Source organism: Amycolatopsis cynarae, from assembly GCF_026802195.1.
Taxonomy (GTDB): Bacteria; Actinomycetota; Actinomycetes; order Mycobacteriales; family Pseudonocardiaceae; genus Amycolatopsis_E; species Amycolatopsis_E rhizosphaerae.
This window is the reverse complement of sequence record NZ_CP113836.1, coordinates 961,702-983,639: the sequence shown is the minus strand read 5'-3', so window position 1 is coordinate 983,639 and position 21,938 is coordinate 961,702. Positions and strand designations below refer to the sequence as shown.

Sequence of the window (21,938 nt, the reverse complement as noted above, 5' to 3'; positions counted from 1 at the left end):
GAGGTCCTTTCTCCTCGTGTGCTCGACGCCCGTTCCGGTTCTGGTCCGTCCCGGGGCGGGCGTTGTGCTGTTCGGGGTCAGGCGGCTTTGCGCCGGGCGGCGCGGGCTTTCTTCGCCGCCAGGGACAGGCGGGCGTAGTAGGCGCTCTTGGCGTGGGCGGCGCGGACGGCGCGCTCATGCACGGACAGGCGCCCCTCGGGGTCGACTTCGCGCTCCCACCGGTCGGTCGAGGCCGGGCTGCTGGCGCGGGCCGCAGCGGTGGCGGCGGGCCGGTCGTCGCAACGGGCCCAGCGGCTGTGAGCGCCGATGCGGGCGCGCAGTGCGCGGGAGTTGCGTTCCTCGGGGGTCATGCGGCGACGCTCGCGACGCGCTTGGGGCCGCGCTTGGTCGTCTCCGTGTCCTGTCGCCGGGCCGGTCCCTTGGGGCGGGTCGGCTGCTGCGGCGGTTCGTCCGGCACGCCGTCGTTGGTCGTGGCGGACGAGGGGCGCCGGATGCGGCTCATCAGCTCGGGGACCGCAGAGGTGCGGCCCTTGGCCAGCGCCTTGGCGAGGTTGTGCAGGCGGATGCGCGTGGTGGGGTCGGGGTCGTGTTCGCGGGTGATGTTCTGCAGGGTGCGCAGGGGGATCCCGGCCCGGTCCGCGAGCGCGGCCAGGTCCCAGCCGTGCTCGGCGGCGAGATCGCGCACCAGGGGGCCGTTCAGGAAGGGCATAGATCACATCATGCGTAAACATGCCGGTCTGGTCAAGCATGATCACGCATACTACCGCATAGTAAGAAACGAATCAGCACGTCAAAGTGTTGAAAGTATGCGGAACTATGCCTTACTATGCGTGCATGGCGAAGAGCACGGGAGAGTTCAGGAGCAGACAGAGGAGAGCAAGGCGACGTACCAGACAGGTGGCGCTATGCGTCAATATGCGCAACCATGCCCCCATGCCGGACCGCAAGCAGATCTCGACCACCGGATACCCGCCCGAGGCCCGTGTGCGCCTCGGCCAGGCCGTCGCCAAGGCCCGCATCGCCGCCGGCTACAAATTCCGGACAGACTTCGCAAGAGCGGCAGGCGTGAAGAGTCAGCGCAGCTTGCAGATGCTGGAGCAGGGCGACGAGTACGTGGGCCAGGTGATCCTCTTCGCCGTCGCCCGCGCCCTGCCCAACTGGAACGAGGACACGCCGCGGACCATCCTCGAGGGCGGCCCCATCCCGCCGACCGTCCAAGAGACCGCTCAAGAGGCCGCGCAGGAGACAGCCCCGACGGCGTCCGTCGCGGACATACCCGGACTAGGCCAATTGCGTGACGGTGTAGAGGTGCAACTCTGGGCCATCAAGGAATTGGATGAGGAAACCCGAAAAGCCTACATATTCCAGCACCGTGCCCGAGTTGCGCAAGAACGCGCGATTTAGCCGCAACCCGTTGCTCCATGTGAGCGAATACCGCCGAGTAAGTCGCGCGTTGCATGTAACAAAACGGTGTAGCTGCGTAAGAAAAACGTCAGTACCGGCGAATATATCGGCATGGTGCACGATGTTGTGGAATTGCTGACTCTGGGGGTCGCACTCGTCGGAGTCGCCCTGATGTGCTTCGTGGCGAAGGAACTGCGCGACGCGATCGCGGAACGGCGCGAGCTGATGGCGGTGGCGCTGTGTCTGCGCCAGATGCTAGAGGAAAAGTGCGGGCACGAACGCGCGCAACAGTTGCTCGAAAATGCCGGGCTTCCGGTGAAGAATTTGCCGAAACCGGCGCCTCCGTCTCCGGTCCGCCGGAGCGTTCGGCGTCCGAGCTATTTGCGGCTCGTGACGACGGATGCCCAGTGGACGGGCGACGGGGGCACCGGTTTTTTTCTCACCGAATCCAGTTAGTTTTCCGAATTTCAGAATCGATCGCCGAGTGCCTTCTTGCGGTGCGCCTCCCGCGCTCGCTCGTCGGCCGCGGAGGCGCCATAGCGCGCGACCATCTGACGTGAGCGCCAGCCCATCAGCCGCATCAGGTCGGTCTCGGCGCCGCCCGAGGCCAGCCAGGTGTGGGCGAACAGGTGCCGCCACAGGTGGGGGTAGAGCTTGTCGATCCCGGCGTCGGCCGCGCGACGCTCAAGCATCTGGCGGACCCCGGACTGCGTGAGCGGCCCCTTGTCGCCGAGCCAGAAAGCGTCCGTCCGGCCGGCGAGCGGGACCTTGGCGCGGGCGCGGCGGTAGCGGCGCAGGGCGTCGGAGGTCTTGGCGCCGAAAGGCAGGATGTGCTCGCTGCCGCCCTTGAGCGTGACGCGCACGGTGTCGTGGTCCCAGTTGAAGTCCTCCAGCCGGATGCCGACCAGCCCGGAGACACGCACGCCGGTGTCGAGGAACAGCCGGATGATGGCGTTGTCCCGCAGCTGCACGAACGTGCGGCCGGCCACGACCGCGAGCAGCGCCTTCACGTCGTGCTCGCGCAGCACCGGCACAGGCTGCTCGGGCGCGTGGGGCGGCGACATCTTGTCGAACGGGTTGGTCTCGACCTCGTCCTCCTTGGCCAGCCACTTCCAGTACTGCTGCAGGCTGCGGTACTGGGCCGAGACGTAGTTGGGCTTGACCTTGTCGCCCTCGATGCCGTTGCGGTGGGTCGCCCGCTCCAGCAGCTCGGCGAAGTAGGCCTCTAGCGTGGCCTGGTCTACGCCGCCGGTGTGATTGCGCTCACCCAGCCACTCGATCAGGTAGCGCACGTGCCGCAGGTACAGGGCGACGGTGCCGTCGGCCTTGTTGGAGGCCTTGAGCGCACGCTTCCAGTCGCCGGAGAGGTCGCGAAGATCGTCAATGGTAGGGGCCATGCGGGGCAATGTACCCCAAAACTGGGGGTTGCAATCTCTTGCTCTTCAACCGGTGTGCGGCTACGCTCTGACACGTTTCCGCTGGTGGCGCCCTGGGCAGGACTCGAACCTGCGACCTAGAGATTAGAAGGCTCTTGCTCTATCCAGCTGAGCTACCAGGGCCCGGCGCCGACGACCACTGCGGGCCACGACCACGCCCGCAGTTTAGTCAACGTCATTCCTCGTATCGCCGAACACCGGCCGAGCGTTTCAGCCCCGGCCGACAAAGGGCATCTTCGTCGCCGTGATGGTCATGAACTGCACGTTCGCGTCGAGCGGCAGACCGGCCATGTACAGCACGGCGCGGGCGACGTGCCCGGCGTCGAAGGTCGGTTCGGGCAGGATCCGGCCGTCGGCCTGGCGTGCGCCACGGCTGATCCCCGCGGTCATCTCGGTGGCCGCGTTGCCGATGTCGATCTGCCCGCAGGCGATGTCGTAGGGCCGCCCGTCCAGCGAGATCGACTTGGTCAGCCCCGTGATCGCGTGCTTCGTCGCGGTGTAGGCGGCACTGCCGGGACGGGGCGTGTGAGCCGAAATGGACCCGTTGTTGATGATCCGTCCGCCCTGCGGGCGCTGTGCCTTCATCAGGCGCACCGCCTCGCGGGCGCACAGGAACGCCCCGGTGAGGTTGGTGTCGACGGTACGCCGCCACTCCTCGACGTCGATCTCGTCCAGATCGCCGGAGGGGCCGAACACACCCGCGTTGTTGACCAGCAGATCCACCCGGCCCCACCGGTCACGCACCGCTTCGAACAGGGCTCTCACCTGCTCCGGGTCCTCAACGTCGGCCGGGACGAGCAGCGCGTCGTGCCCGTCCGCGGTTTCGGCGAGCGGTTCGGCGCGCCGGCCGGTCAGCGCGACCTGGTATCCCGCCTCCAGCAGGGCACGGGCGATCTTCCTGCCCAGCCCCGAACCGGCACCCGTCACCACGGCCACCGCCATGTGCACCTCCCGAGTCGGACGGCACGGCGGCCCGTGGCGGAGGACACCCCTCGCCACGGGCCGCCGGAATGCCGGTGTTACAGGTTGATCATGTGGCCGGCGAGGCCGTGGATGGCCTCCTGGACCGCCTCGCCGAGCGTCGGGTGGGCGTGCACGTTGCGTGCCACCTCGTGCACGGTCAGGTCCCACTTCTGCGCCAGCGTCAGTTCCGGCAGCAGTTCGGTGACGTCCGGGCCGATCAGGTGCGCACCGAGCAGTTCGCCGTACTTGCCGTCGGAGATGATCTTCACGAAGCCGGTGGGGTCGGCGAGGCCGTGCGCCTTCGCGTTGGCGGTGAACGGGAACTTGGCGACCTGGACGTCGAAGCCCTTCTCCCGCGCCTGCTGTTCGGTCCAGCCGAAGCTGGCGATCTGCGGCTGGCAGTAGGTGGCGCGCGGGATCATCGCGTAGTCCAGCTGCATGGTTTCCGCCCCGGCGATGGTCTCCGCGGCCACCACACCGGCCGCCTCGGCCGCGTGCGCGAGCATGAGCTGCGCCGTCACGTCACCGATCGCGAAGATGTGCGGCACGTTGGTGCGGCCGAAACCGTCCACCGCGATCGCGCGGCGCTCGGTCAGCGCGACGCCCGTGTTCTCCAGGCCGTAGCCCTCGACCCGCGGCTGGAACCCGATGGCCTGCAACACCTTGTCGGCTTCCAGGGTCTGCTTGGTGCCGTTGGCCACGACGGTCACCTTGACCTTGTCCCCGCTGTCGTCGATGGCCTCGACCTTGGTGGAGGTGAGCACCTCGATGCCGAGCCGCTTGTACCGCTTGGCCAGTTCCTTGGACACCTCGGCGTCCTCCAGCGGCACCATCCGGTCCAGGAACTCGACGATGGTGACCTTGACGCCGTAGTTGTGCAGCACGTAGGCGAACTCGACACCGATCGCGCCCGCCCCGGCGATGATGATGCTTTCCGGGAGGTTCCGGTCGAGGATCTGCTCCTCGTAGGTCACGACGCGCTCGGAAAGCGAGGTCCCGGGCAGCAGTTTCGTTGTCGCGCCCGCGGCGATGATGCAGTGACCGAAGGTGATGGTTTCGTCGCCCTCGGCGGTTTTCACCTGGATCGTGTGAGCGTCGACGAACGAACCGCGCCCGGTGAACTCCGTGATGCCGTTCTTCTTCATCAGGAAGTGCACGCCCTTGACCCGGCCGTCCGCGACCGACCGGCTGCGGTCGAACGCCGCGCCGTAGTCGAAGCGGATCTCACCGTCGGAGGAGATCCCGAAGGTCTTGGCCTCCTTGGTGACCAGGTGCGCGAGTTCGGCGTTGCGCAGCAGCGCCTTCGACGGGATGCACCCGACGTTCAGGCACACCCCACCCCAGTAGCGCTCCTCGATCACCGCCGTCTTGAGCCCGAGCTGCGACGCGCGAATCGCCGCGACATACCCGCCGGGCCCGGCGCCCAGCACCACAACGTCGAAATGTGCACTCATGGGTTTCAGCCTATGCCCGCCTCCCCACGGGCCGTGAAGCCACCGGCACGGCCCGATTCGCCGTGCCGGCGGCGCTCACCGTGCGGTTCAGACGCGCTCGAGGACCACGACCGGGATCTTGCGATCGGTCTTGCGCTGGTAGTCCTCGTAGTCCGGCCAGACCCGCACCATCTTGGGGAACAGCACCTCGCGCTCGGCGTCGGTGGCGGTACGGGCACGGGCGGCGAACCGGTCGGCCTTGACCTGGACCTTCACCTCGGGGTGGGCGAGCAGGTTCAGGTACCAGCCGGGGTGCTGGGGCGCGCCACCCTTGGACGCCACCACCACGTAGCTCCCCTCGTGCTCCTGGTAGATCAGGGCGAACTTGCGCTCCTGCCCGGTCTTGCGGCCGGTGGTGGTGAGAATCAGGATGGGCGCGCCCTTTTCCCAGTCGTGACCCACTTCACCGTTGGTCTCCTCGTAACGCCGGACGTGCTCATCGCCGAAGAGCATGGGGCCTCCTTAGCCGGTTGTCGATGTGCTCTCACCCTCGGTCAACGCGGCGGGGCCGGGGAGTAATCCTGGGCCGTTTTCACCCCGATCGTGTGCATCTGACCTGCGGAAAGAGGGGAACCCTTCCTCGGTAACGCGACAGCGCTTTCGCCAGGAGGAAACGGTGATCCACCATCGCCGCCCACTGATCACCGGGTCCGACCGGGTGCGGGTGTCCCGCAAGACACAGGAGGACACGATGACCGACGATGGCCTGCTGGTCGTCGGGTCCGACCGGGTGCGGGTGTCCCGCAAGACACAGGAGGAACCGGTGATCCACCATCGCCCACCGTCCTCGGGTCCGGACGGGTGTTCGTTCCCCGCGAAACACCGGAGGAACCGATGACGCCCGCCAAGCTCCACGTGACGCTCGAGGACGTGGCGCAGAAGGCGCGTGTCTCACTGGCCACGGCGTCCCGGGTGCTCAATGGCACCACCAACGTGCGGGAGGACCTGCGGCGCCGGGTGGTCGAAGCGGCCGCGAACCTGGCCTACACGCCCAATGTGCACGCGCAGGCCCTGGCCGGTGCCGCGCTTCGCTCGGTCGGGGTGATCTGCCACGACGTCAGCGATCCGTATGCCGCCGAGGTGATCCGCGGGGTCCTGCGCGTGGCGGACGAAAACGAGCTGCTGGTGATGCTGGCGAGCACGTTCGGGGAACCGGACAAGGAAATCGCCTACGTGTCGATGCTGCGCAGCCAGCGGGCGACGGCGATCCTGCTCATCGGGTCCGGGTTCGAAGACCGCGCCTGGGGCCGGACGCTGAACGCGGAACTGGAGCCGTACCGGCGGGGCGGCGGGCAGGTCGCGGTGGTGAGCAGGCACCGCAACATCAAGGCCGACACGGTCCAGCCGGACAACAAGGGCGGTGCGAAGGCGCTGGCGGCCGCCCTGCTCGGCCTCGGGCACCGGCGGTTCGCGGTGCTGACCGGCCCGCACACGCTCACCAGCGTGGTGGAGCGGCTGTCCGGGTTCCGGGAGGGCCTCGCCGAGGGCGGGATCGAACTGTCCGATCGTGACATCTTCGAAGGCGAGTTCGACCGGGAAGGCGGTTACGCGGCGGCGCGGGAGATGATCGCCGCGAAGCACCGCGCGAGCTGCGTGTTCGCGGTGAGCGACCTGATGGCGATCGGCGCGCTGGCCGCGCTGCGGGAGGAGGGCCGGTCGGTGCCCGAGGACGTCTCACTGGCGGGTTTCGACGACATCCCGCTCGCCCGCGACCTCGCCCCGCCGCTGACCACGGTCGCGCTGCCGCTGGAACAGCTGGGCGAGCAGGCGTTGCGGCTGGCGCTGGGTGGTCACCCCGGGGAGCGCAACCGGGTGCGCCGGATCGGCGGCGAGGTGATCCTGCGGGAGAGCACGGCCAGGCGCCGGCGCCGCCGTTGATTCTCCACTGTGGACGACTGGGGCGCCGCAGCGCCCCAGCGCGATCACCGCGCAGAGGGCGGCCAGTCCCAGTTCGGGCACCGCACAGGCGAGCGAGTGGGCCATCTCCTCCGGCTGCGCGGTGAGCACGTCGAACCAGGCGTCGAGCACGGCCAGCGCCGACACCGCGGCGGCGGTGAGCGCCGCCCGCGGGTCGCCGCGCAGGTGGAGGCGGGCGGTGACGGCGCAGCCCGCCGCCATCATCAGGTCGAGCCCGATCCACGCCACCTCCCAGTGCCGGGCGCGGTAGACCGGGGGCAGGACGGCTCCCAGGACGAACACCCACGGCACGAGCGCGAGCGCGGTCGCCCCCAGCACCCGCGGCACCCAGATCCTCGGCTCGGCACTCCTCCAGTTGATCACCTTGACCACGGTAGGGTTGCAGAGAAACTTCTGCAAGTAATTTTTTGCAGAGCTTTCTCTGCTAGCCTGTCCCCATGGTGAAGACCCCGCCCCGCAAGGTCGTCAGCGACGGCAAGGCGCTCAAGGCACTGGCCCATCCGCTCCGGCAGCGGATGCTCGCCGAACTCGGCAGGCTCGGGGAAGCGAACTCGACGGCGATCGCGAAGGCGCTCGACGAGAACACTGGTACCACCAGCTACCACCTGCGAGTGCTGGCCGACGCCGGCATCATCGAGGAGGTGAAGGAGCGGGCCACCGGCCGCGAGCGCTGGTACCGCACCGTGCCCACCGACCGCCGGGCCCCCGCCTACGACAGCCTCTCCCCGGAGGACAAGGCGGCCTACGACACCTGGGCACAACTGCGCATCCCGGGCGAACTGCGACTGGTCCAGCGGATGGTGGAGGAGTACAACAAGCACGGCCAGTGGCTCAACCTCTCCCGCAGCCAGGCCTACTACACCCTCGAAGACCTCGAAGCGCTGTTCGAGGACTACATCGCACTGCTGCACAAGTACGGGCGTTCGGCGGAGGACGCACCCCCCGACGCGCGCCCGATGCACCTGCGCTTCTTCCACCTGCCGGTCGAGGAAGCCGCGGAATAAGCGCGTTCGGCGGACAGCGCCGTGACGAGGCGTTCGCCGCATCACCCGCCCGGGGTGGCCCCCGCAGCACCGCCCGGCACGTCATAATCGCGGAAGGCCCAGCCGGGACCGGATGCGTCCAATCGACTGATATGTGGGCCGGACCCCCCTTTCGGGGACTCACCGGCCGCCCGTCCGTGCCACGATGTCCGCCATGGCAACGGCATCCGAGCCCCGATGGCGGCGACTCGAACCGGACGAACGCAAGGAACAGATCTTCGCCTGCGCCGCGCGCCTGTTCGGCGAACGTCCCTACCCCGATGTGTCCACTTCGGACATCGCCGCGTCGGCAGGGGTGGCCCGGGGGCTGATCAACCACTACTTCGGCACCAAGCGCGAGCTCTACCTCGAAGTCATCCGGCGCGCCATCACCATGCCGATGCCCGAGGTCGGCGGGCTCGGCGACGGCCCGATGCCCGAGCGCGCCCACCGGCTGATCGACTGGTTCCTGGAAATGGTGGTCAACCAGGGCAAGGTGTGGCTGGTGGCCACCTCCGACGGGATGAGCAGCGACCGCGACGTCGAGCAGATCATCGTGGAGGCGGAACGCACCTCCGCGGACCGGATACTCGACGTGCTCGAAATCCCGGCGGAGCATCCGGCGCGGCCCACCTTGAACGCACTGGTGCGGTCCTACGCCGGAATGGTGAAGGCGGCGGGGCGGGAATGGCTGCTGCGCCAGGGACTCGAGCGTCCGCAGGTGCACACCCTGCTGTACCAGTCGTTCCTCACTCTTATTGAGGAAGTCTTTCCGGCTGTAGTGGATGCGAAAATCGCCACTTGACGGCGAATGACCCGCCGAGGTGAGATCGTTTCTGCCGTCACCGGCCCAGGAACGGCGGAATCCGCTTATGGAACGACCGCGGGACACCACTTCGGCACCACGGCGATTCGTGCTGCCGGTCCTGATCGTGCTCGGCTGGCTCGCGCTCGGTTTCCTCACCCTGCCCTACCTCGGCAAGCTCGGCGAGGTCACCACCAACGACGCGGGGTCCTTCCTGCCCTCCCGCGCGGAATCCACCGCCGTGCAGAAACTGACCGAGCGCTTCGCGAAGGACCGGCTCCTGCCCACGGTGCTCGTCTTCGAGCGCACCGGAGGGCTCACCGGCGACGATTCCGCCGCGATCGCCGCGAAAACCGCGGAACTGGCCCGCATGCCCGGACTGGCCGGGTCACCCACCCCGCCGCTGGCCTCGCCGGACGGCCAGGCCGTGGAAGTGATCCTGCCGGTCTCCGGCCAGGATCCCTTCCAGGCGGGCAAGGACGTCGCGCACCTTCGCACGCTGCTCCCGGTGGGCCTGCCGCCGGGACTGCGTGCGCTGGCCACCGGGCCGGGCGGCTACAACGCCGACTTCGCCGAGGTCTTCGGCGGGATCGACGGCATGCTGCTGCTGGTGACCGCGGGTGTGGTCGCCTTCATCCTGGTCGTGGTCTACCGCAGCCCGCTGCTGCCCGTGGTGGTGCTGCTCTCCGCGGGACTGGCGCTGGGCACGGCATCGGCGCTGATCTACTGGCTGACCCGCCGCGGCGTGCTCACCCTCAACGGGCAGACCCAGGGCATCCTGCTCATCCTCGTTTTCGGCGCCGCCACCGACTACGCGCTGCTGGTCGTCGCCCGCTACCGCGAGGAACTCCTGCGCACCCGCGACACCGGCTCCGCGCTGCGAAGGGCACTGCGCACCTCCGTCGAACCGGTCGGCGCCTCCGGCGGCACCGTCATCCTCGCCATGCTGTGCCTGCTGTTCAGCGAACTCACCTCCAACCGCAGTCTCGGCCCGGTCGCTTCGATCGGCATCGCGGGCGCGCTCGCCGCCTCCCTGTCCTTTCTGCCCGCCGCGCTGGCGCTGCTGGGCCGCGCCGCTTTTTGGCCCGCACGCCCGGCTCCCGTCAAGCACCGCCGGTCCACCCACGGAATCTTCGACGGGATCGCCCGGCTGGTCCACAAGCGACCGCGCGCGAGCTGGCTCGTCACTTCCCTGGTGCTGGCGGCGGGCCTGGCCAACATCGGTTCGCTGTCGGCGTCCGGCACTTCGCAGGAGGCCCTGTTCCTCCGCCCGGTGGACGCGGTCACCGGAGGGCACGTGCTCGCCGCGCACTTCCCCGGCGGGACCGGTTCTCCCGCCCTGATCACCGCGAAAGCCGAGACCCTGCCCCGGATCCTGGACGTGGTCAAGACCACCGGCGGAATCGTCGACGCGGTACCCGCCACCGAAGCGGGCGCGGTGAAAACCGTCGACGGCATGGTGGAAATCTCCGCGACGCTGCGCGATCCGGCCGATTCCGCCGCCGCGCTGGAGGCCGTCGGCCGGTTGCGGACCGCCGTGCACGCCGTGCCCGGCGCGGACGCCAGGGTGGGCGGGCAGACCGCGCAACAGGCGGACCTGCTCGCCGCCGCGACCCACGACCGCGACACCATCATCCCGGTCGTTCTGGTCGCGATCTTCGTGATCCTGGCTCTGCTGCTGCGTTCCCTGGTGGCGCCGGTGCTACTGATGGCGACCGTGGTGCTGTCCTTCGGTGCCACGCTGGGGGTGGGCGCGTTCGTGTTCGGCCGCGTGTTCCGGTTTCCCGGCGCCGATCCCTCGATTCCCTTGTACGCCTTCGTTTTCCTGGTCGCGCTCGGGATCGACTACAACATCTTCCTGATGACCAGGGCCCGCGAGGAGGCCGCGCGGTCCGGCACGGTCCACGGCACCCTCACCGCGCTGAAGGTCACCGGCGGGGTGATCACCTCCGCCGGGGTGGTGCTGGCCGCGACCTTCGCCGCGCTGTCGGTGATCCCGGTGCTGTTCCTGGCGCAGATCGCGTTCCTGGTGGCCTTCGGGGTCCTGCTGGACACCTTCGTGGTCCGCTCGCTGCTGGTGCCCGCGCTCGCCGTGGACGCCGGGCGGATCATCTGGTGGCCGGGGTGGCCGGAGCGGTCTCGGCCCTCGCCTCCGGCCGTCCCGCCGGTCGTGGCAGCCGCAGCGCGAGCACCGCGCCGAGCAGACTCACCGCGGCCGCGACCAGCAACGCGGCCCGCATCCCGTCGAGAAAAGTGAGCCGCGCGGCCGCGGCGGCCGCGTTCCCGGAGTCCGGTCCTTCGCCGAACCCCGGCGGTAGTACGCCCTGGGCGAGATACTCGGTGGCGGCCCGCAGCCGGGCACCGGTCGCCTCCGGCAGCGCGGCCTGCGCGATCCGCTCCGGCAGTACGGCCGGGATCCGCCACGAGACCACGGCACCGGCCGTCACCACGCCCAGCACGCCCCCGGCCTGCGACGCGACCTGCTGCAGCCCGGAGAGGGTGCCACCGGCTTCGCCGGGCCCGGCGCCCATCATCGCCTCGGTGGCGCCGATCGCGCACAGCCCGGTCCCGGCGCCCACCAGCGCTCCCGGGACCAGCAGCTCCGGGAACGCGGCGGTGATGCCGAGCCGGGACAGGCCGGCCAGACCCAGTGCGGCCAGGACGAACCCGGCGCACACCGGCCACCGCGGGCCGAACCGCTGGGCCAGCACGCCGCCGGCCAGCGCGCCGGGCACCACCACGCAGGTCGGGGCGAGCATCCACACCCCCGCGGCGACGGGCCGCAACCCATGCGCGTTCTGCAGGTAAAGGGTGAGCAGGAACAGCAGGCCGAACACGCCGAACGAGCTGACAGAAACCAGGGTCGCCCCCAGCGAAACCCCCCGCAGGGCGAGCAACCGCCTGAGCACGCGGGGCATCCGTGCGCGCGGTCCGGTCGATTCCGCCACCGCCCAGCAGGTCAGCGCGATCACGACCACCGCCAGCGGAACGTTCAGCGCGAAGACCGAGGGCCAGGACAGGCGTTGCACGAGGAGCCCGCCCAGCACCGGGCCGAGCCCGATCGCCAGCGCGTTGGCGCCGCCCCAGATTCCGAGCGGCAGGCCAAGGCGGCCGGGGGCGAAGGCATTGCGCACCAAGGCCAGTGCCGCGGGCTGCAGCAGCGCTCCGGCGATCCCCTGCGCGAGCCGGAAAACCACCAGCGCGGCGACGCCGTGGGACAGCGCGATCCCCAGCGAAGCCAGGCCGAACAGGCCCACCCCGAGGACGAACACGCGCCGCCGCCCGATCCGGTCGGCCAGGCGCCCCGCGGGCAGCAGACCCGCCGCGAGCGCGACGAGGTAGACGTTGGCGATCAACTCCAGTTCGCCGATCGAGGCGCCGACCGAGCGCGCGAGCGACGGCGCGGCGATCGTGGTCACCGTGCCGTCCAGGCCCACCATCGCACCGCCGAGCACCGCGGCCAGCAGCGTCGGCCATGGCCGTCCCGTCGTGGTGCCCACCCGGCCAAGCATGTCCAGGGTTTATACAAGAACGGCGGGAAACCCGCCAGTCCACTTCCGGCGAAAGTCGGTTCAAGGCAAATATTTGTCACCGCGCTGATCGTGATCGGGCGGGGTTACCGGCATTATCGCTGAATCGCCGATGATCTCCTACGGCAGGGATGAGACCATCTTGCGTTGCGCTTCCACCGTGGCTACCGTAAAGCCGCTCACCGGCCTCACGGACCGTCGACCGCCAGGGAATCACCGTCTGATTGCCTGCCAGAACGCGCTTTCCAACCCGTAAAACTGCGCGCTCCGGCACCGCGGGCTCAACTACTCATTGCGTGGGTGAAAGACAGATGTCGTTGGCAGCAACCCGTTCTCCGGAAACGGTGGAAACGGGCGGATTCCGGCCCCTGACCTCCTACCTCTTCGACGGTGCCAGAGCGAAGAGGACCGCCTTCACCTTTCTCGATTACGGAAGCGATCCCGAGGGCATCGCGCGCGCGGTGACCTGGTCCGAACTGGCCGAGGGCGTCCGGAGCGTGGCGGCGGAACTCAGCCGCTTCACCGGGCGTGGCGACCGGGTGGCCGTCCTCGCGCCGCAGGATCTGTCCTATGTGACCGGTTTCCTCGGCGCGCTGCACGCCGGAACCGTTGCGGTTCCCCTGTTCGCCCCCGAGGTGAGCCAGCACGGGAGCCGCCTTGCCGGCGCGCTCGCCGACTGCGCACCGCAGGTGTGGCTGACCTCCCGGAGCGCACTCGCGCAGGTCCGGGCACTGGCCGAGGACCACGCGGTGCCGATGCCCGAGCAGATCATCGCGGTCGACGCGCTCGAACCGGGCAGCGCGTTCCCCGACGTGCCGCCCGTCGGCCTCGACGATCCCGCTTACCTGCAGTACACCTCGGGGTCCACGCGCGAACCCGCCGGCGCGGTCATCACCCACCGTGCGCTGCTCAGCAACGCGCGGCAGGCCAAAACCGCCTTCGGCATCGACGAATCGTGGACCATGGCGGGCTGGATCCCGTTCTTCCACGACATGGGCCTGGTGCAGCTGCTGGCCGAACCCGTGTTCTCCGGCGCCCACTCGGTGTTCATGGCGCCGTTCGCCTTCGTCATGCGCCCGGTGCGCTGGCTTCGCGCGCTCTCCGGTGTCCGCAACGTCCTTTCCGCGGCGCCGAACTTCGCCTTCGACTACGCGGTGCGCAAGGTGAAGGCCGCCGAACGGGAAGGGCTCGACCTCTCCGGCGTCCGCGTGCTGGTCAACGGCAGCGAGCCGGTGCGTCCGGCCACCATCTCCGCGTTCGCGGAGGCCTTCGGCCCGTCCGGTTTCGACCCGCGCGCGCACCGGCCGTCCTACGGCCTGGCGGAGGCGACCGTGTTCGTCACCAGCACCGGCACCGAGGGCCCCACGGTGACCTCGTTCGACCGCGCCGCGCTCGCCGAGGACCGCGGTGTCGTGGTCGCGGACGGCACCCCCGGCGCCCTCGCGCTGGCGGCCGCCGGACGGCCCGTCGGGCAGTCCGTCCGGATCGTCCACCCCGAACAATCCACCGTGCTGGCGGAGGGCCGCGTCGGCGAGATCTGGGTCGACGGCCCGAACATCGCCACCGGGTACTGGCAGCAGCCGGGGCGCAGCGCCGAAACCTTCGGCGGACGGCTCGACGGTGAGCCGGGTTCCTGGCTGCGCACCGGCGATCTCGGCCTGATCCACGAGGGCCTGCTCTACGTGACCGGCCGCCGCAAGGACCTGATCATCATCGACGGCAGGAACCACTACCCGCAGGACATCGAGGCGACCGTCGAGCGGGCCCACCCGGCGATCCGCCGCGGTCACGTCGCGGCCTTCGCCGTCACGGACACCTCCGGGGCCGAGGGTGCCGCCGTGGTGGCCGAGCGCGCCCCGCACGCCGGGGAACCGGCCGAGGCCGAAATCGCGCGCGCAGTGCGGCGGGCCGTGTCCGCCATCCACGACGTCAAGCTGCACGGATTCCGGCTGGTCGCCCCCGGTGACGTGCCCCGCACCTCCAGCGGCAAGATCGCCAGATCCGCGGCCCGGCGGCGGCACTGGGACGCCTCATGACCAGCGCGGCCGAACTGCGCGCCTGGCTCGTCGAGCAGGTGGCCCGGCGGTGCTACCTGGACGAGGCGGAGATCGACCCGGGGGCCGCGCTCGACGAGTACGGGCTGTCCTCACGGGACGCGGTGGAACTGGCTGGCGAACTGGAAGAACTGCTCGGCCGCGGGCTGCCCACCACCCTGCTCTGGGACCACCCGGACATCGACCGGCTGACCGAGGCGCTCCTCGCCGAAGCGGCGCCGGAACCAGGCACGGTCCCGGCGCCGCCCGAATCCCCCGGCGACGCGATCGCGGTGATCGGGCTGGGCTGCCGGCTGCCCGGTGGCGTGCACGGCCCGGACGAGCTGTGGCGGCTGCTGGCGGAGGGGCGCGACGCGATCGGCGAGGTGCCCCAGGACCGGTGGCGGAATTACGGCACCGTGCCCGAAAAGATCACCCGGCGAGGCGGTTTCCTCGACGACATCGCCGGGTTCGACGCCGAATTCTTCGGTATCGCGCCCCGGGAAGCGGCCAGAATGGACCCGCAGCAGCGGCTCGTGCTCGAAGTCGCCTGGGAGGCGCTCGAACACGCGGGCATCGCGCCCTCGTCACTGAGAGGCAGTCCGACCGGCGTGTTCGTCGGCATCAGCGGCACCGAGTACGGCGCCCGATCGCTGGCCGAGGTGTCCACCGTGGACGCCTGGACGGGCACCGGGGCGGCGCTGGCCGTGGCCGCGAACCGCCTGTCCTACGTGCTGGACCTCCGCGGCCCGAGCCTGGCCGTGGATACCGCCTGCTCGTCGTCGCTGACCGCCGTGCACCTGGCCGTGCAGAGCCTGCGCTCGGAAGAATGCGGCCTGGCCCTCGTCGGTGGCGCGAACCTGCTGCTGGGTCCCGGGATCACCGCCGGTTTCGACGAGATGGGGATCAGCTCCGCCGAGGGCCGTTGCAAGCCGTTCTCGGCCGACGCGGACGGCATCGTCCGGGCGGAAGGCGCCGGGGTCGTGGTGCTCAAACCGCTGGCGCGGGCCCGGGCCGACGGGGACCGGATTCTCGCGGTGATCCGCGGCTCGGCGACCAACTCCGACGGGCGCTCCAACGGGCTGACCGCGCCCAACGCCGAGGCACAGCAGGCACTTCTGCGCACGGCCTACCGGCGCGCGGGCATAGACCCGGCCACAGTGGACTACGTCGAGGCGCACGGCACCGGAACGCTGCTGGGCGACCCGATCGAAGCCAGGGCGCTCGGGGCGGTCCTTGGCCGCGGCCGCACCCGCCCGTTGCTTCTCGGCTCGGTGAAGGGCAACCTCGGGCATCTGGAGGCGGCGGCGGGCATCGCCGGTCTGATCAAGACCGTGCTCGCGCTCCGGCACGGACTCGTTCCGGCGACCGCGCACTACACGGAAGCCAACCCGCACATCCCCTTCGACGAGTTGAAACTCTCCGTTGTGGACAGCGCGCGCCCCTGGCCGGAGACCGGCCGGCCCGCGGTCGCCGGCGTCTCCGGGTTTGGTTTCGGGGGCACCAACACGCATGTCGTGCTCGAACAGGCGCCGCCGCCCGCCGAACCGGCCGAGGAGCCCGCGATCGAGCGGTTCCTGCTGGGCGCGGCCTCGGACGAGCGACTCCGGGAGGCGGCCGGCCTGCTGGCCCGGTGGCTTTCCCGGACACCGGGGATTCCGCTCGCCGACGTGGCCCGCACGCTCGCCCGGCGGCTCGACGGGCGCCGTCGCGCCGCCGTGGTCGCCCGCACCCGGGACGAACTCCTCGAAGGCCTCGCCGCACTCGAACCGGCCGCCGGACCACCCCCCGGCAAGGGACCGGTGTTCGTGTTCTCCGGGCACGGCGCGCAGTGGGCCGGGATGGGACGGCGGCTGCTGGCCGAGGAACCGGTGTTCGCCGCGGCGGTCGACCGGCTCGACCCGCTGCTCGCGGCCGAAACCGGGCGTTCACTCGCCGAGGACCTCCGTGCCGGTGCCGAGGCCACCACGATGGACCGCGTGCAGCCGATGCTGTTCGGGCTGCAGCTCGCCCTCGCCGAACTGTGGGCGCACTACGGGGTGCGGCCCGCCGCCGTGATCGGCCACTCCGTGGGCGAGGTCGCCGCCGCGGTCGTGGCGGGTGCCCTCACCGAGGCGGACGGCGCGCGGATCGTGGCCCTGCGGTCGAAACTGCTGGCGTCGCTGGCCGGGGACGGCGCGATGGCGTTGCTGGAGGCCGACGCGGCGGAGGCCGCCGAACTCCTCGGCGGCGTGCCGGACGTGGACGTGGCGGCGCTGTCCGCCCCACGGCAGACGGTGATCGCGGGCCGGGCCGACGCGGTGCGGCGCATCGTTTCGCGAATGGACGCCCGCGGCAGGCTGGCCAGGCTGGTGAAACTGGACGTCGCCGCGCACTCCCCCATCGTGGACCGGGTCACCGGCACCCTGGCCGAGGGACTCGCCGGGCTCGTCCCGGCGCTGCCCGCGCTGCCGTTCTACAGCACCACCCTGGACGATCCGCGTCAGGTAACCGCCTTCGACGCCGCCTACTGGGCGGCCAACCTGCGCCGTCCCGTGCGCTTCTCGGCGGCGGTGGCGGCCGCGGCCGACGACGGCCACCACCTGTTCGTCGAACTGTCGCCCCATCCGGTCCTGCGGCACGCCCTGACCGACAACCTGGCCGGGCGGGGGGCGCTGGTGCTGTCCAGCCTCCGCGAAGACCCGGACGAGACCGCGCACTTCCACCGGCAGCTGGCCGCACTGGAACTCGCCGGGGCCGCCCGCCCCGCCCGCCCCGGACGGCTCGCCGACCTGCCGGGCACGCGATGGCACCACACGCGCCACTGGCTTCCCGCCACGCCACCGGCCACCACCGGCCATCCGCTGCTCGGTGTCCACGCGGAGCTTCCCGAGGGCGGAAAGCACCTGTGGCAGGCGGATCTCGGCGCGGAAGCGCAGCCATGGCTGGCCGATCTCCGTCTGGACGGCCGCCCGGTGCTGCCCATCTCGGCGTACCTGGAGATGGCACTCACCGCCGCGCGGACGGCGTTCGACGCGCCGCCGGAGCGCATCGTGCTCGACGCGATCGTTCCGCACCGGCCGCTGGTCCTGAGCGAGCACACCACCGTCACCACCACGCTGACCCCACGAGCCGGTGGCGGCACGGTGGAGGTGCACGGCAAGGACGAAGGCGGCGCCTGGCGCCGTGCCGCGACCGTGGAGTTCTCCCTCACGGAACCGCCCGCGACCTACATCTTTTCCTCCACTGTGGACGAGCAGGGCACCATCGCGGTGTCCGCGCTGCACCGCCGGTTCGCCGGTTTCGGTCTGGTGTACGGTCCCGCCTTCACCGGCCTGCGCGAGTCCAGGACGGCGGTGCGGTCCGGCCGGGTCGTCGCGACGGTGTCGCTGCCCGGCGCGGCGCCGGGCGATCCGCGGCTCTTCCTGCATCCGTCGGTGGTCGAGTCATGCCTGCAGGCGTTCGCCGCGGCACTGCCCGAGCCGGAGCCGGGACGCCTTCACCTGCCGGTGCGGTTCGGCACCGTCCGAGGCACTGGCCGGGTGTCCGGCGGCGAAACGGTGCACGTTTCGGTGGCCGAAGACAGCCGGGGCGGCTGGACCGGCGAACTGCACGTCGTGGACGCGACGGGAAAGGTGCTGCTGGAAATCTCGGAGGTCTCCCTGCGGGAGGCCACCCGCGCCGAGATCGCCGCGCCGCTGACCGAACGGCTCCTCGAAGCGGTCTGGCACCCCGCCCCGCTCGACAGCCCGCGCTCCGCCGGGGGAACCGGTGGTGACGTCGTGGTGCTCAGCGAGCAGCCCAGCCCGCTGGCCACCGCGCTTCGCGCCCGCCAAGCCGGTTTCGGTGCCGGATTCGACTCCAGGGCGAAGGCGGTGCTCGTCGTGGTGCCGCCACGCGGAAGCCTCGCCGACGCCGAACGGGCCGTGCTCGCGGTCGCGGACGCGACCCGCCGCCTTGCCGATCTGGCGCGGCCGCCCCGGCTGCTGCTGGTCACCACGGGGGCGTTCTCGGTCGAACCGGGCGAGGTGGCGGAACCGGCGTTCGCCTCCCTGCGCGGGCTGGTACGGGTCCTGGCCTGCGAGCATCCCGAACTGCGTCCCGCAATCACCGACCTCGATCCCCTGTGGACTCCGGAGGAGGCGGCCGCGGCGCTCGCGGGCGAACTGGCCGCGGGCGGCGACGACGAGGTCGCCTGGCGAGCCGGAGTGCGCTACGCCCGCCGCCTGGACTGGCTTCCCCAAGCCGCCAGCGGCACCGCTCCGGTCGTACGCCCCGGTGCCGCGTACGTGCTCAGCGGCGGACTCGGCGGCCTGGGCCGCCACCTCGCCGCCTGGCTCGCGGAGCAGGGCGCGGGCAAGGTGGTCCTCAATGGACGGTCCGCGCCGGGCCCGGCGGCGCGCGACGCGCTCGCCGCTCTCCCCGCGGGCACCGAGGTCGAGGTGGTGCTCGGCGACATCGCCGAACCCGGCGTCGCCGAACGACTCGTCGCCGCGGCGGGGCCCGCGCTGCGCGGCGTGATCCACGCCGCCGCGGTCCTCGACGACCGCACCACCTCCCGGCTGGACGCCGAGACGCTGCACCGGTCGTGGCGGCCGAAGGCCTACGGCGCCTGGCGCCTGCACGAGGTGACCCGCGACCTCGACCTGGACTGGTGGGTCGGCTTCTCCTCGGCCGCAGCACTGCACGGCTCCCCGGGGCAGCCCTCCTATGCCTCCGCGAACGCCTACCTGGACGCTCTGGTCGCGACGCGGCGGGCGCAGGGTCTCCCCGCCACCTCGATCTCGTGGGGCACCTGGGCCGAGATCGGCGCCGCCGCGGACCTGGACATCCCCTGGCTGCACCCGATCCGGCCGGACGAGGGGACGGCGGTACTGGCCGCCGTGCTCGGCCGGGACCTGCCGCACGCCGGTGCGCTCCGGCTCGACGTGCCCCGGCTGGTCACCGCGTTCCCGCAGCTGACCGGGCTCCCGTTCTTCGCCTCCCTGCTGGGAGAGTTCGCACCGCGGGCCGAGGAAGGTCCAGAGTGGACGGGTAGTAGCGGGCTGAACGGGCTCCCGCCGGACACCGCCCGCGCCACGGCCTCCGCACAGTTGCGCGCGCGGATCGCTTCCGTGCTCGGGTTCGCGCCCGAGCGGCTCGACGTCGCCTCCCCGCTGTCCGCACTCGGCGTCGACTCGCTGCTGGCGGTGCGCATCCGCAACGCGGTCCAGCACGATTTCGACCTGTCGCTCCCGGTTTCGTTGCTGCTGCGAGGAGCCAGCGTGCTCGACACCGAACAGTGGCTTTTCGAGCAGCTGGGCATCGGCGACCGGACGCGGCCCGCCTCGCCCGCGCTCGTCGGCCCGCGCGACGCCGCCGAACGGCTGGTGGCCGGGGTGTGGCGGGAGGTGCTGGGGCGCGAGGCCGGGGTGACCCAGGACTTCTACGGTCTCGGCGGTGACCGCGAGCACGCCGAACGGGTCACCGCGCTGCTGGCCGAACGCAGCGGGCGCGAACTCACCATCTCCGAGCTGTTCGAGCATCCCACGATCGAACGGATGGCGGCGCACCTGCGCGAAGAGGAGCACGGAAACGGGCCGCTGCGGGTGCTGCGCGGCCAGGGCAGCAAGACCCCGCTGTTCTTCTTCCATCCCGGCGGCGGCGACACGACCGTCTACACGCAGCTGACCCAGCTGCTCGATCCGGCCGTGCCGGTCTACGGTTTCGACCGCCTGGAAGGCGTTTCCGCCGTGGAGGACCGGGTTCGCCGGTACCTGCCGGAACTGCGGGCCGTGCAGCCACACGGACCGTATCGCCTGGCGGGCTGGTCGTTCGGCGGTTTCCTCGCCTTCGAGACGGCGCAGCAGTTGCGCCGCGCCGGTGAGGCGGTCGAGGTGCTCGCGATGATCGACTCGATCATCCCGCTGCCGAACGACACCGGGCTGTCCGATGTGGAACTGACCGAGCGGCGCTTCGCCCGGTTCGGGGAGTTCCTCGAATCCAGCTACGGCCGCAAGATCAGCCTGAACTACGAGAAGCTGGCCCGGCTGGACGACGAGAGCCAGGTGCGGCTGCTGGTCGACACCATGCGGGCCGAGGGCCTGGTGAACAGCGCGGTCAGCGGGGCGATCCTGAACCACCAGCGCACCTCGCTGCTGGACACGCGCTCACTCGAACGCTACCTGCCACGGCCCTACGACGGCCCGGTCTCCTTCTTCAGCGCACGGGACCTCACGCCGGGCGGCCTGCGGGACCACCGCTTCGACCGGCGGGACCCGGCCCGCGGCTGGGACGCGGTGTGCCGCGACCTCGACGTCATCACCGTGCCGGGGCACCACCTCTCGCTGCTCGATCCGCCCAATGTGGACGAGATCGGGCGGCGGCTGAACGTGGTACTGGCCGCTGCGCGGCTGGCGGCCGGACGGTGAAGGTCCTCGCGGACCGGGAAACCAGGGAGGGCCTGCGCGAGCTCCGGGCGCATTCGCCCGCGCTGGGCCGCGAGGTCTCGCTCGCCGTGCGCACCCCGCCGGGCTGGCGGCCCGGCGACCACGGCCGCCACCCCGTGCTCTACCTCCTGCACGGCTCGTCTGACGACCACACCTGCTGGCGAAGGCACACCGATCTGCTGCGGCTGGCGGCCGATTCGGATCTGCTCGTGGTGATGCCCGACGGCGGCAGGCTCGGCTTCTACACCGACTGGCGCGTGCCCGATCGCGCCGGAACCGTGCCCCGCTGGGAAACCTTTCACCTCGACGAGGTGCGCACCCTGCTGGAACAACGGTTCGGGGCGGGCGAACTCCGCCTGGCGGCGGGCATTTCGATGGGCGGCTACGGTGCGCTGCGGTACGCGATGCGGCGGCCGGGGATGTTCCGCGCGGTCGCGTCGCTGAGCGGGCTGGTCCACCTGACCCGGCCGGGCATGGGGGCACTGCTGGGCCTGTTGTCGCTGCGGGAAGGCATCCCGCCGGGGCGGATCTGGGGGCCGCGGCGCCGGGCGTTCGCCACCTGGGCCGCGAACGACCCGTGCGGCCATGCCGAGGCGTTCCGCGGCACCGAGGTACTCCTTGCGGCGGGGGATGGAACGCGCGTTCCGGGCGAGGAGACCGTGCCCGGCATGGGCCTGATCGAGCGCACCGCGCGGGCCGCGAACGAGGAGTTCGCCGAGCGGCTGCGCACCGCCGGCGTGGACGTGACCACGCACTTCACCGCGGGCACGCATTTCTGGGGCACCTGGCGCGCCCACCTCGCCGCCCTCTGGCCCCGTCTCACCCGCGCCGCCTAGAGCCTGTTTGGAAGTGGTTTGCGTGGCGGTGCGGGTGGCGGAACCTGACGCGGTCCCTCGCTGTGGGATCTCCTCCTCATGAATCCCACCGC

15 protein-coding genes, 1 tRNA gene and 1 pseudogene are annotated in these 21,938 nt (G+C 71.0%); 9 read left to right on the top strand and 8 right to left on the bottom strand.

The genetic code is table 11. The annotated features are described in order from the left end of the window. Window positions 1-77: 77 nt before the first annotated feature. Together ORV05_RS04685 and ORV05_RS04680 are read right to left on the bottom strand one after the other, a co-directional pair. On the bottom strand, window positions 78-350 hold the full coding sequence (locus ORV05_RS04685) for a hypothetical protein (protein WP_268757211.1): 273 nt from the start codon (window positions 348-350) through the stop codon (window positions 78-80). Continuing rightward, window positions 347-709 (bottom strand): helix-turn-helix domain-containing protein, encoded by a 363-nt coding sequence (locus ORV05_RS04680; protein ID WP_268757210.1) that lies wholly within the window; start codon window positions 707-709, stop codon window positions 347-349. The genes ORV05_RS04685 and ORV05_RS04680 overlap by 4 nt, the downstream gene beginning before the upstream one ends. 224 nt (window positions 710-933) lie before the next feature. On the opposite strand from ORV05_RS04680, the gene ORV05_RS04675 reads away from it, so the two are divergent. Continuing rightward, on the top strand, window positions 934-1,404 hold the full coding sequence (locus tag ORV05_RS04675; RefSeq protein WP_268757209.1) for a hypothetical protein: 471 nt from the start codon (window positions 934-936) through the stop codon (window positions 1,402-1,404). Between the two features lie 111 nt (window positions 1,405-1,515). Then, the gene (locus ORV05_RS04670) at window positions 1,516-1,860 is read left to right on the top strand and encodes a hypothetical protein (RefSeq protein WP_268757208.1); all 345 of its coding nucleotides are present in this window, start codon (window positions 1,516-1,518) and stop codon (window positions 1,858-1,860) included. 11 nt (window positions 1,861-1,871) lie between these two features. On the opposite strand, the gene ORV05_RS04665 is transcribed toward ORV05_RS04670, so the two are convergent. From ORV05_RS04665 to ORV05_RS04645, 5 genes are all read right to left on the bottom strand, one after another. After that, a complete protein-coding gene (locus ORV05_RS04665; protein ID WP_268757207.1) occupies window positions 1,872-2,801 on the bottom strand; it encodes a tyrosine-type recombinase/integrase in 930 nt (309 codons plus the stop codon). An 85-nt stretch (window positions 2,802-2,886) separates the two neighbouring features. After that, a tRNA-Arg gene (locus tag ORV05_RS04660) sits at window positions 2,887-2,963 on the bottom strand. 87 nt (window positions 2,964-3,050) lie between these two features. Beyond that, the gene (locus ORV05_RS04655; protein WP_268757206.1) at window positions 3,051-3,782 is read right to left on the bottom strand and encodes an SDR family oxidoreductase; all 732 of its coding nucleotides are present in this window, start codon (window positions 3,780-3,782) and stop codon (window positions 3,051-3,053) included. 77 nt (window positions 3,783-3,859) lie between these two features. Further along, window positions 3,860-5,257, bottom strand: coding sequence for a dihydrolipoyl dehydrogenase (gene lpdA / locus ORV05_RS04650; RefSeq protein WP_268757205.1), 1,398 nt, complete (start codon window positions 5,255-5,257; stop codon window positions 3,860-3,862). An 87-nt stretch (window positions 5,258-5,344) separates the two neighbouring features. Beyond that, window positions 5,345-5,749 carry a nitroreductase family deazaflavin-dependent oxidoreductase gene (locus tag ORV05_RS04645; RefSeq protein ID WP_268757204.1) on the bottom strand — a complete coding sequence of 135 codons (405 nt, stop codon included), beginning with the start codon at window positions 5,747-5,749 and terminating at the stop codon, window positions 5,345-5,347. 381 nt (window positions 5,750-6,130) lie between these two features. Here ORV05_RS04645 and ORV05_RS04640 point away from each other — a divergent pair, with 381 nt between their 5' ends. The 4 genes from ORV05_RS04640 (at window position 6,131) to ORV05_RS04625 (ending at window position 11,297) form a co-directional block, all read left to right on the top strand. After that, window positions 6,131-7,174, top strand: coding sequence for a LacI family DNA-binding transcriptional regulator (locus ORV05_RS04640; RefSeq protein ID WP_268757203.1), 1,044 nt, complete (start codon window positions 6,131-6,133; stop codon window positions 7,172-7,174). 476 nt (window positions 7,175-7,650) lie between these two features. Next, window positions 7,651-8,217, top strand: a complete 567-nt coding sequence (locus tag ORV05_RS04635) for an ArsR/SmtB family transcription factor (RefSeq protein ID WP_268757202.1) — start codon at window positions 7,651-7,653, stop codon at window positions 8,215-8,217. A 193-nt stretch (window positions 8,218-8,410) separates the two neighbouring features. Next, the gene (locus ORV05_RS04630) at window positions 8,411-9,040 is read left to right on the top strand and encodes a TetR/AcrR family transcriptional regulator (RefSeq protein ID WP_268757201.1); all 630 of its coding nucleotides are present in this window, start codon (window positions 8,411-8,413) and stop codon (window positions 9,038-9,040) included. Window positions 9,041-9,107: 67 nt separating this feature from the next. Then, window positions 9,108-11,297, top strand: coding sequence for an MMPL family transporter (locus ORV05_RS04625; RefSeq protein ID WP_268757200.1), 2,190 nt, complete (start codon window positions 9,108-9,110; stop codon window positions 11,295-11,297). A gap of 253 nt (window positions 11,298-11,550) precedes the next feature. On the opposite strand, the pseudogene ORV05_RS04620 reads toward ORV05_RS04625, so the two are convergent. After that, window positions 11,551-12,480, bottom strand: a pseudogene (locus tag ORV05_RS04620) (MFS transporter); the annotation flags it as partial. 401 nt (window positions 12,481-12,881) lie between these two features. Between ORV05_RS04620 and ORV05_RS04615 the strand changes: the two are divergent. Genes ORV05_RS04615 through ORV05_RS04605 form a run of 3 tightly spaced genes read left to right on the top strand, consistent with a single transcriptional unit; the run spans window position 12,882 to window position 21,846 of the window. Further along, the gene (locus tag ORV05_RS04615) at window positions 12,882-14,606 is read left to right on the top strand and encodes a fatty acyl-AMP ligase (protein ID WP_268757199.1); all 1,725 of its coding nucleotides are present in this window, start codon (window positions 12,882-12,884) and stop codon (window positions 14,604-14,606) included. Next, the gene (locus ORV05_RS04610; protein WP_268757198.1) at window positions 14,603-20,992 is read left to right on the top strand and encodes a type I polyketide synthase; all 6,390 of its coding nucleotides are present in this window, start codon (window positions 14,603-14,605) and stop codon (window positions 20,990-20,992) included. The genes ORV05_RS04615 and ORV05_RS04610 overlap by 4 nt, the downstream gene beginning before the upstream one ends. Beyond that, window positions 20,989-21,846, top strand: a complete 858-nt coding sequence (locus ORV05_RS04605) for an alpha/beta hydrolase (protein ID WP_268757197.1) — start codon at window positions 20,989-20,991, stop codon at window positions 21,844-21,846. Before ORV05_RS04610 ends, ORV05_RS04605 begins: the two co-directional genes overlap by 4 nt. The last annotated feature ends 92 nt before the right edge of the window (window positions 21,847-21,938 follow it).

Coding starts and splice junctions, on each gene's coding strand:
- ORV05_RS04675 (WP_268757209.1), top strand. CDS start 934: ATGCCGGACCGCAAGCAGATCTCGACCACCGGATACCCGCCCGAGGCC.
- ORV05_RS04625 (WP_268757200.1), top strand. CDS start 9,108: ATGGAACGACCGCGGGACACCACTTCGGCACCACGGCGATTCGTGCTG.
- ORV05_RS04615 (WP_268757199.1), top strand. CDS start 12,882: ATGTCGTTGGCAGCAACCCGTTCTCCGGAAACGGTGGAAACGGGCGGA.
- ORV05_RS04640 (WP_268757203.1), top strand. CDS start 6,131: ATGACGCCCGCCAAGCTCCACGTGACGCTCGAGGACGTGGCGCAGAAG.
- ORV05_RS04685 (WP_268757211.1), bottom strand. CDS start 350: ATGACCCCCGAGGAACGCAACTCCCGCGCACTGCGCGCCCGCATCGGC.
- ORV05_RS04635 (WP_268757202.1), top strand. CDS start 7,651: ATGGTGAAGACCCCGCCCCGCAAGGTCGTCAGCGACGGCAAGGCGCTC.
- ORV05_RS04655 (WP_268757206.1), bottom strand. CDS start 3,782: ATGGCGGTGGCCGTGGTGACGGGTGCCGGTTCGGGGCTGGGCAGGAAG.
- ORV05_RS04665 (WP_268757207.1), bottom strand. CDS start 2,801: ATGGCCCCTACCATTGACGATCTTCGCGACCTCTCCGGCGACTGGAAG.
- ORV05_RS04645 (WP_268757204.1), bottom strand. CDS start 5,749: ATGCTCTTCGGCGATGAGCACGTCCGGCGTTACGAGGAGACCAACGGT.
- ORV05_RS04680 (WP_268757210.1), bottom strand. CDS start 709: ATGCCCTTCCTGAACGGCCCCCTGGTGCGCGATCTCGCCGCCGAGCAC.
- ORV05_RS04630 (WP_268757201.1), top strand. CDS start 8,411: ATGGCAACGGCATCCGAGCCCCGATGGCGGCGACTCGAACCGGACGAA.
- ORV05_RS04610 (WP_268757198.1), top strand. CDS start 14,603: ATGACCAGCGCGGCCGAACTGCGCGCCTGGCTCGTCGAGCAGGTGGCC.
- lpdA (WP_268757205.1), bottom strand. CDS start 5,257: ATGAGTGCACATTTCGACGTTGTGGTGCTGGGCGCCGGGCCCGGCGGG.
- ORV05_RS04670 (WP_268757208.1), top strand. CDS start 1,516: ATGGTGCACGATGTTGTGGAATTGCTGACTCTGGGGGTCGCACTCGTC.